The organism is Streptomyces sp. NPDC039424 (genome assembly GCF_055639495.1).
The window spans coordinates 480,864-487,713 of the sequence record NZ_JBVKAI010000003.1 but is presented as its reverse complement, the minus strand read 5'-3'; the positions used below and the strand labels follow the sequence as shown (position 1 = coordinate 487,713).

Sequence of the window (6,850 nt, the reverse complement as noted above, 5' to 3'; positions counted from 1 at the left end):
GGCGGGGCGGGGCCCCCCACCTTTCTTGGGTTGTTGTGTCCCCTTGTTTCAGGGGGAGCGGGGGAAGGGGAGGGAGGGGGGGGCGGCGCGGGGATTCCCCGCGCCGCCCCTCGCTCCTTCTTCCTTCCGCTTTCCCAGGCGCTCTACTTCACGGACCCCGCCATCACTCCCTGCACGAAGTGCCGCTGGAAGGCGAAGAACACCACCACCGGCACGATCAGCGACAGGAACGCGCCGGGTGCCAGCACGTCGATGTTGCTGCCGAACTGCCGGATCTGGGACTGGAGCTGCACGGTCAGCGGCTGCGAGGAGCTGTCGGCGAACAGCAGGGCCACCAGCATGTCGTTCCAGACCCACAGGAACTGGAAGATGGCGAGGCTGGCGATGGCGGGCCGGCCCACGGGCAGCACGAGGCGGGTGAAGATGCGCCACTCGCTGCCCCCGTCCATCCGGGCCGCCTCCAGCATCTCCTTCGGCATCTCGGCGAAGTAGTTGCGCAGCAGGAACACCGCGAACGGCAGACCGTAGGCGACGTGGAAGAGGACCACACCGGGGATCGTGCCGAACAGCCCCAGCTGCCCGAAGAGTTTGGCTACCGGCAGCAGGCCGATCTGCACGGGCACCACCAACAGGGCGACCACCAGCAGGAAGAGCGGTTCGCGCAGCGGGAAGTCCAGCCAGGCGAAGGCGTATCCGGCGAGGGCCGCGATGACCACGACGAGGGTTGTCGCGGGCACCGAGATCAGCACCGTGTTCCAGAAGGCCTGGGTCATCCCGGCGTTCTTCAGCAGCGCCGAGTAGTTGTCGAAGGACAGCTGCCCGGGACTGGCCAGCGCCGTCCACCAGCCGCCCTTGGCGGTGTCCTGCGCCGACCGCAGCGAGGAGAGGAACAGTCCCGCCAGCGGGGTCAGCCAAACCAGGCCGATCACCACCAGGAAGGCCTGCACCAGCCCGTTGCCGAGGCCCCGCCTGACCGCGTTCATCGCTGACTCCTTCGGAAACGGCGGACGTTGAAGACCATCGCGGGAATCACCAGCAGCAGGAGCAGTACGCCCAGCGCGCTGCCGAGGCCCTGGTTGTTGCCGCCGCCGAAGGACACCAGCCACATCTGGGTCGCCAGCACGGTCGCGTCCTCCTGCACTGGTCCGGGCGCGATGATGTAGACGAGGTCGAAGACCTTCATCACGTTGATCACCAGGGTGATGAAGACGACGGTGAGCACGGGGGCGAGCAGCGGGACCGTGATGCGGCGGAAGATCTGCCACTCGTTGGCCCCGTCCATCCGGGCCGCCTCCAGCGTGTCCCGGGGCAGGGTCGCGAGGCCCGCGCCGATCAGCACCATCGCGAATCCGGTCCAGATCCACAGGTACGCGCCGATGATCGCCGGGGTGACCAGCGTCGGGCCGAGCCAGGAGACGCCCTGGTAGGGCGGCGCGAAGTTGGACTCCGGCAGCTTCACGCTGTACGAGCCCGTGGGCAGCCCGGCGAAGCGGAAGGAGCCGTCGGACGCGGTCGTCGCGCTCGCGACCGTCTTCCCGCCGCGCACCGCCTCGACCTTCATCCCGGGCAGTCCGCTCTCCCGCCGGTCGACCCTGCCCTGCGTGCCTCCTCCGCCGGGCGTGAAGTCCAGGTAGACGACGCCGCGCAGGTCACCGGCCGCGGTCTTCTTCCCGGCCGCCGGGTAGGCGGGCGCGGCGCCCTCGGGCAGGTCCTTGGGCAGGACGCCGACCATCGGGAGCGTCACCGAGTCGCCCGGTGAGACGGCCCCGGTCGTCGTGTACGAGCCGTCGCGGCCCTGGGTCAGGTCCCCTCCCGTACGGGCCCGTGCCGTCGGGTACGACGACGTGCCCTGGAAGGCGTCGTGCACCGAGACCACGGCGGCGTTCAGCACGCCCTTGTCGGGATCCTCGTCGTAGGCGAGCCGGAAGATGATCCCGGCCGCGAGGAAGGACACGGCCATCGGCATGAACAGCAGCAGCTTGAACGCGGTGGCCCAGCGGACCTTCTCCACCAGGACGGCGAGGATCAGGCCGAGTCCGGTCAGCAGGGCCGGGGCCACGACCACCCAGATGGTGGTGTTGCGGATGGCGTTGAGCGTGGCCGGGTCGCGGAACATCTCGGTGTAGTTCTCGCCGCCGACGAAGCGGGTGCCGGAGGCGTCGAAGAAGCTGCGGCCGACGGAGAACAGCACCGGGTAGACGACGAGCGCGCCGAGCAGGAGCAGCGCGGGGAAGACGAAGAGCAGGGCGATGATCCGGCCGCGCCGCCGCGAGCGCCGTGCGCGCTCGGCGAGCGTGCCGCGCGGCGGCGGGGGGCTCGCCCCTTGCTCCTTCACGAGTGTGGTGGCGGTCATCTGTCGGCTCAGTCCTGGTACGCCTTGGCCGCCGCGGTCTCCAGCTCGGCCGCGGTCCCCTTCGGGTTCGAGGGGTCGCGCAGGAAGTCCTGCAGCAGCTTCCACTCACCCACGCCCTTGGTGCCGCCGAAGGAGGCGGGTGCCTGGTCGGACATGTCGAAGCGGACCGAGTCGCCCGCCGCGATCAGGGACTTGGCGGTGGCACGGGTGACGTCGTCGCCGTAGGAGGCGAGGTCGAGCTCCTTGTTCGGGGAGAGGAAGCCGCCCGCCTTCGCCCACACGGCCGCGGCCTCGGGGGTGGCCAGGTACTCCAGGAGCTTCATGCCGGCCTTGCCGTTCTTGGCGTCCTTGAGGACGACCGCCGCGTCACCGCCGCTGACGACCGGTGCCTTGCCGCCGCCGACCGCCGGGAACGGGAAGAAGTCCGCGTCCTTGCCGATGCTCCTGCCGAACTGGTCGTGGGCGACCCCGGCGACGAAGTCGCCCTCGTACACCATCCCCGCCTCGGGCTTGGGTCCGAACACCTTCTCCACCGAGCCGGGGAAGTCGGTGTTGAGGGCCTCCTTCTGGCCTCCCGCGATCAGCTGCTTGTCCTTGAAGAGCTTGCCGAGCGTGGTGAGGGCCTTGACCACACTGGCGTCGGTCCACTTGAGCTTGTGGGCGGCGAGGGCGTCGTACTTCTCGGGGCCGGCCTGGGAGAGGTAGATGTTCTCGAACCAGTCGGTCAGGGTCCAGCCGTCCTGCCCGGCGACCGCGAAGGCCGCGAGCCCGGAGTCGGAGACGGTGTGCCCGGCCTTCAGCATGGCGTCGTACGTCGTGGGCGGCTTGACACCCGCCTGCGCGAGGGCGTCGGGGCTGTACCAGACGGTCGACTTGTGGGCGGCCTTGAAGTACAGGCCGTAGAGGGTGCCGTCGACGCTGCCGTACTTCTTCCAGACGGGCGCGTAGCCGGCGTCCACGGACTTCCGGGTGGTGGCGGACAGCGGCTTGAGCCAGCCCTTCTTCGCGAACTGCTGGAGCACGCCGACCTGCGGGACCATCACGACGTCGGGTGCGTTGCCGCCCTCGATCTTGCTGCCGACGACGGTGGAGACGTTGTCGCCGGTGGACACGAACTGCGTCTTGGCGCCGGTCTTCGCGCTGAACGCGTCCAGCACCTTCTGGAAGTTCTTCTGCTCGCTGCCGGACCAGACGCCGGCCACGGTGACGGTCTGGCCGCTGAGCGCCTTGTCGCCGCCTCCGGCGGAGACCGGATCGCCGCCTCCGCACGCGGTCGCGCCGAGCGCCAGGGCGAGGGCGGTGCAGCTGCTGAGCAGGGTGGTACGTCGTCGCATCATCGTTGATGTCCCTTCGGGGGGTGGGGAGTTGACGGGGCGGTCAGAGGTCGTTGATCCACCAGGCGGCCGTGGAACCGGGGAGGACCCCGGCCGGGCACGGGCCGCTGGACAGCAGGGGGGTCCCGGAGACCGGTGCGGGCGTGGGCGCCGTACCGAAGTTGACGGCGCAGACCAGGCCGTCGCCGCGGACGAAGCCGAGGACGCCCGGCGGGGTGTCCAGCCAGCGCAGCGAGCCCTCGCCCAGCTGGGGCAGCGCGGCCCGCAGTTGGAGGCCGTCGCGGTACAGGTGCCAGAAGGAGCGGGTGTCGGCGAGGGCGCGGTCGGTGGCGTACTCGGCGAAGTACTCGGGCTGCGGCAGCCACGGCTTGGCGCTCTCGGCGCCGGAGGTGAAGCCGAACGGGGAGGCCTGCCCGGACCACGGCAGCGGCACCCGGCAGCCGTCGCGGATGCGGGCGCGGCTGCCGGTGCGGTGGAAGATCGGGTCGGTGAGCACGTCGTCCGGCAGGTCGACGACCTCGGGCAGGCCCAGTTCCTCGCCCTGGTAGATGTACGCGGCTCCGGGCAGGGCCAGCATCAGCAGCGCGGCGGCGCGGGCGCGGGCGGTGCCCAGGCCGCTGCCCTCGGTGGCGGGTTCGCCGTAGCGGGTGACGGTGCGGACCTGGTCGTGGTTGTTGAGGACCCAGGTGACCGTCGAGCCGGTGCCGGCGATGTCCGCCATGGCCTCCGAGATGACCTTGCGGAAGGCGTCGGGGTCCCAGGGGGCGCTGAGCAGGTCGAAGAAGAAGGCCTGGTGGAGCTCGTCCGGGCGGACGTACTGCGCGTGTTCGCGGGCGCTCGGCACGGACACCTCGCCGACCAGCAGCCGCTCGTGGCCGTCGCGGGCGGTGTACTCCTCGCACACCGCGCGCCAGTGCCGCCACACGTCGTGCACCTCGGGCTGGTTCCAGGCGAGCGGGTTGACCGAGTCGCGGGTGCGGGCGTCGGCCTCCGGGTCCGGGGAGTCGGGCAGCTCGGGGTGCTTGAAGAGGCCGGCGGCCACGTCGATGCGGAAGCCGTCGACGCCCCGGTCCAGCCAGAAGCGCAGGACGCGGTCGAACTCGGCGGGGACCTCGGGGTGGCGCCAGTTCCAGTCGGGCTGCTCGGGCGTGAACATGTGCAGGTACCACTGGCCGGGGCGGCCGTCGGCCTCGGTGACCCGGGTCCAGGCCGGGCCGCCGAACATGGCGTGCCAGTTGTTGGGCGGCTCGGAGCCGTCGGGGCCGCGGCCGTCGGCGAAGTGGAAGCGGGCGCGGGCCGGGCTGCCGGGCGGGGAGGCGAGCGCCTCACGGAACCACGGGTGCTCGCTGGAGCAGTGGTTGGGCACGATGTCCAGCAGCACCTTGACGCCGAGCCGCCGGGCCGCCGCCATCAGCAGGTCGAACTCGGCGAGGTCGCCGAAGAGCGGGTCGACACCGCAGTAGTCGGCCACGTCGTAGCCGTGGTCGTGCTGCGGCGAGGGGTAGAAGGGGCTCAGCCAGATCCCGTCGACACCGAGCTTCTTCAGATACGGCAGCCCGGCGCGGACCCCGGCCAGATCGCCGATGCCGTCACCGGTGCTGTCCAGGAAGCTGCGGACGTACACCTGGTAGATCACTGCGTCGCGCCACCAGTGGTGGGTGCGGATGCGCTGAGGACTCACCCCGTTGACCTGTCTGTGCGTGCTAACGGTTATGCATGCATGTTAGGTAGGCGTGTCGCGAGGGTGTCAACGAGTTGACGGGAAACTACTGGGGAGTTGGAGGGTTAAACTCGGACATACAAGGGCGCAGCGGACCCAGATGAGACGTCCGCGTTACCTAACAAGTAAGTAGGAGGGTCTAGCGGTGGGAGATCGCCGCCAGCTCGCGCGCCAGCCGCCGCACCGCGGCCTCGGGCGTCTCCCGCCCGGTCAGCGCGTCGTACACGACCGCCTGGACCACCAGGCTGACCTGGTCGTAGTGCGGGCTCTTGGGGCGTGGCGCGGCCCCGCGCACGGCGGCGCGCAGGGTCGGCAGATACGGGAACTTCCGGATGAGCCCGGGATCCTCGTACAGCGCGGCGCGTACGGGCGGCAGCGCGCCGCGCGTGAGGACCTGGCGCTGGACGGGCTCACTGGTCAGATACGCGATGAGGCGCGCGGCCGAATCCGGGTGCCGGGCGTGTGTGTTGACCGCCAGGTTCGAGCCGCCCAGGACACTCCTGCCCGGCCCGTCGGGCCCGGGCAGCGGTACGGCGCCGATCTTCCCGGCGACCTTGGAGCCCTTGGCCGAGGCGACGGCGTACGCGTAGGGCCAGTTGCGCAGGAAGAGCAGATGGCCGTCCTGGAAGGCCTGTTTGGACTCCTCCTCCTTGTACGTCAGCGCCGCCTTGGGGATCCAGCCCTCACGGAAGCCGCGCGCCAGGAATCCGATGCCCTCGGCGGCCGAGGAGTTCACGGTGACGCGCTGGCCCTCGTCGCCGAGGATCGAGCCGCCCGCCGAGTACACGGCCTCGGCCGCGTTGACGGTGAGGCCCTCGTACGGCAGGAACTGGCCGGCGTAGCCGTCGAGCCCGTACTTCGGCGCGATGGTCCTGGCGTCGTGCTCCAGCTCGCTCCAGGTGCGCGGCGGCGGGACGCCCTCCTTGGCGAGGACGTCCTTGCGGTACAGGAGCAGCCCGGCGTTGGTGACGTACGGGACGGCGTACAGCCGGCCGTCGTAGGTGGCCGTGTCGACGACCCCCGGCAGGAAGGTGCCGCGCGGGAAACGGTCGCGGGGCAGCGGCCGTATCCACCCGGCGGCGGCGAACTCGGAGGTCCAGCTGACGTCGATGTTGAGCACGTCGAACCGGCTGCGGTCGCCGTCGCGCAGGTCGGTGGTCATCTGCGCGTGGGTCTCGTCGGCGGAGTCCGGCAGCTCGACGAGCGTGACCTTCTCACCGGGGTGGGTGCGGTTCCAGCCCTCCAGCAGGGGGCCGAGATAGCCGGTGAGGTCCCCGGCGGTGGCCAGGGTGAGCGGGCCGCGGCCGTCGGCGCTCCCCTCGTCGGCGCGGACGCCGGAGGCGACGTACCCGGTCATGATCACGACGAGGACGAGAAGGCCCCTACCGGCGGCGCGTATCCACCGCATAGGTTCCTCCCTGTACACCGGCACCGGGCACCCTC

The 6,850-nt window shown here is 70.8% G+C and carries 5 protein-coding genes; all 5 read right to left on the bottom strand.

The features are described from left to right. Window positions 1-143: 143 nt before the first annotated feature. Entirely contained in the window at window positions 144-983 is an 840-nt protein-coding gene (locus tag ACZ7L0_RS10450; protein ID WP_471242024.1) for a carbohydrate ABC transporter permease, read from the bottom strand. Then, on the bottom strand, window positions 980-2,353 hold the full coding sequence (locus ACZ7L0_RS10445; protein ID WP_471242023.1) for an ABC transporter permease subunit: 1,374 nt from the start codon (window positions 2,351-2,353) through the stop codon (window positions 980-982). The genes ACZ7L0_RS10450 and ACZ7L0_RS10445 overlap by 4 nt, the downstream gene beginning before the upstream one ends. Window positions 2,354-2,361: 8 nt before the next feature. Beyond that, window positions 2,362-3,690, bottom strand: coding sequence for an ABC transporter substrate-binding protein (locus ACZ7L0_RS10440; protein WP_471242022.1), 1,329 nt, complete (start codon window positions 3,688-3,690; stop codon window positions 2,362-2,364). A 40-nt stretch (window positions 3,691-3,730) separates the two neighbouring features. Next, window positions 3,731-5,353: a glycoside hydrolase family 13 protein gene (locus ACZ7L0_RS10435; protein WP_471242208.1), complete on the bottom strand. Its 1,623-nt coding sequence runs from the start codon at window positions 5,351-5,353 to the stop codon at window positions 3,731-3,733. Window positions 5,354-5,546: 193 nt separating this feature from the next. Next, entirely contained in the window at window positions 5,547-6,815 is a 1,269-nt protein-coding gene (locus tag ACZ7L0_RS10430; RefSeq protein ID WP_471242021.1) for an ABC transporter substrate-binding protein, read from the bottom strand. Between the last annotated feature and the right edge of the window lie 35 nt (window positions 6,816-6,850).